Source organism: Ramlibacter sp. (assembly GCF_036676645.1).
Lineage (GTDB): Bacteria > Pseudomonadota > Gammaproteobacteria > Burkholderiales > Burkholderiaceae_C > Ramlibacter.
Genome location: NZ_JAKFCM010000024.1, coordinates 1 through 2,310 on the forward strand (window position 1 = coordinate 1; position 2,310 = coordinate 2,310).

The following is a 2,310-nucleotide window of genomic DNA, read 5'->3' on the forward strand; positions in this document are numbered from 1 at the left end:
CCAGCTGGCCGGCACCGGCGCGATGATCGCCGCGCTGCAGCGCCTGCGCGCCGAGCAAGGGGTGCCGGTGCACATGCCCGACAGCCTGACCGCCTTCGGCATCAACGGCGGCCTGAAGCACGGGCTGGCCGGCCTGCTGATGAGCCACCCGCCGCTGGAAGATCGCATCGAGGCGCTGCGCCAGCTGCGCTAAATGCCAGAAACGCAAAGGGCGACCCATGGGTCGCCCTTTTTCTTGCCGAGCACTCAGCGCCTGTGCAGGCGATAGACCGTCTCGTCCAAGCGCTGCAGGCCCTGCTTGAGGAACTTCCAGTTACCCTTGAGCACGTCCAACCGCTCCAGGGTCTCGAGCTGCCAATCGCTAGCGAAACGCTGCTGCACCTCGGCGTCGCTCACCGCGAAGGGCGGCCCCTCCATCTGGCTCTGCTGGTAGTCCAGGGTGATCAACAGCCCCTCACAACCCGACGGCAGAATGGCCGTCAGGTGTGCGGCATAGCGCTCACGCAGCGCCGGCGGCAAGGCGATCAGCGCAGCCCGGTCATAGAGTGCGACGCAGTCGACCACGTCCGCCGCGCCTAGGGCGAAGAAGTCGCCGCACCACAGCTCCAGCGCCCCGGCGCGGTAGACCTTGAAGTCCCCCCGCTCGGCCACCTCGGCCTGTAGCCCCTGCTCGGCGAAGAAGTCCTCGACCGCTTTCTCGGCCAACTCCACCCCCAGCACCCGCAGCCCCTGGGCGGCCAGCCAGGCCAGATCGAGGCTCTTGCCGCACAACGGCACCAGCACCCGCGCGCCTGCCGGCAGCTGCAGCGCCGACCAATGCCGTTGCAGGCAGGGGTTGACCTGGTCCTGGTGAAAACCGATCTGATTCCGCGCCCAGCGCTCCAGCCAGAAGTCCTCGCGCACCATACCCTCACAAATTCGATTGATAAGCACAGAAATTTACGCTGGATATCGATATAGCCAGCCGCGACCATGGCGACATGCTACCTCAGGAACTCAATCATGTTGCCCACCCTGTTTATCTCCCATGGCTCGCCGATGCTTGCCCTGCAACCCGGCGCCAGTGGCCCGGCCTTGGCCCGCCTGGCCGCCGAACTGCCCCGCCCGCGCGCCGTGCTGCTGGTGTCGGCGCACTGGGAAAGCCGCGAGCTGCAGGTCGGCGGCGCGACCATGCCCGAGACCTGGCATGACTTCTATGGCTTTCCGCGCGAACTCTACGGCGTGCAATACCCCGCTTGCGGCAGCCCGGCACTGGCCGCGGAGGTCGTCGAACTGCTGGACAAGGCCGGCCTGTCCGCGCACATCGACCCGCAGCGCCCACTCGATCATGGCGCCTGGGTACCGTTGTCATTGATGTACCCGCAGGCCGACATCCCGGTGGTGCAGCTGTCGCTGCCCAGCCAACTCGGCCCGGCCCTGCAGACCCGCGTCGGCCGCGCCCTGGCCGGCCTGCGCGCGCAGGGCGTGCTGCTGATCGGCTCCGGCAGCATCACCCACAACCTCGGCGAGCTGGACTGGCACGCCGGCCCCGCGGTGATCGAACCCTGGGCGCAAGCCTTCCGCGACTGGATGGTGGCCAAACTGGCCGCTGGCGATGAAACGGCGCTGCACGACTATCGCCGCCAGGCGCCCGATGCCGTGCGCAATCACCCCAGCGACGAGCACCTGCTGCCACTGTTCTTCGCCCGCGGCGCTGGCGGCGCTTTCAAGGTCGAGCACAGCGGTTTCACCCTCGGCGCATTGGGCATGGACATCTACAGCTTCGCCTGAACCGCTCGCCAGGCAAAACCGCCAGGCAGAAAAAAGCCCCGCATCATGACAATGCGGGGCTTTTCAGTTAGCGCGAATCAATCCTCGCGGTAACGACGCAGCTTCAACGGCTTGCCGCCGACGCGGGTGTCCTTCAGCTTGCTCAGCAGGCGCTCCAGACCGTCTTCCGGCAACTCGACCAGGCTGAAGCTCTCGCGCACCTGGATGCGGCCGATGGCTTCGCGGGCCAGGCCGCCCTCGTTGAGGATGGCACCGAGCAGGTTCTTCGCCGCGATACCGTCGCGCGCACCCAGCGCGGTACGGCAGCGGGCACGGCCTTCGCCCAGCGGTATCGGCGCGCGACGCTCGCGGCTGTCGCGGCTGTCGCCACGCTCGGAGCGCTCGCTACGCTCACGCGGCGCACCGTTCGGCACCAGAGGTTGCTCGCGCTCGACTTCGGCCAGGGTCAGCGCCTGACCGTTGGTGGCCTTGCGCAGCAGCGCCGCGGCCAGGGCACGCGGGCTGCAGCCGATATCGGCGGTGAGGCGGTCGAGCAGCTCG

At 68.0% G+C, this 2,310-nt stretch carries 3 protein-coding genes and 1 pseudogene; 2 read left to right on the forward strand and 2 right to left on the reverse strand.

All coding sequences use genetic code 11. From position 1 onward, the window contains the following. Positions 1–193 (forward strand): annotated as a pseudogene (locus V6M57_RS04575) (hypothetical protein); the annotation flags it as partial. Between the two features lie 53 nt (positions 194–246). On the opposite strand, the gene V6M57_RS04580 reads toward V6M57_RS04575, so the two are convergent. After that, entirely contained in the window at positions 247–903 is a 657-nt protein-coding gene (locus V6M57_RS04580; protein ID WP_332813807.1) for a thiopurine S-methyltransferase, read from the reverse strand. Between the two features lie 99 nt (positions 904–1,002). On the opposite strand from V6M57_RS04580, the gene V6M57_RS04585 reads away from it, so the two are divergent. Continuing rightward, a complete protein-coding gene (locus V6M57_RS04585) occupies positions 1,003–1,770 on the forward strand; it encodes a DODA-type extradiol aromatic ring-opening family dioxygenase (protein WP_332813805.1) in 768 nt (255 codons plus the stop codon). A gap of 77 nt (positions 1,771–1,847) precedes the next feature. On the opposite strand, the gene V6M57_RS04590 is transcribed toward V6M57_RS04585, so the two are convergent. Then, the coding region (locus V6M57_RS04590) for a DbpA RNA binding domain-containing protein (RefSeq protein WP_332813806.1) at positions 1,848–2,310 on the reverse strand (463 nt) is incomplete at its 5' end.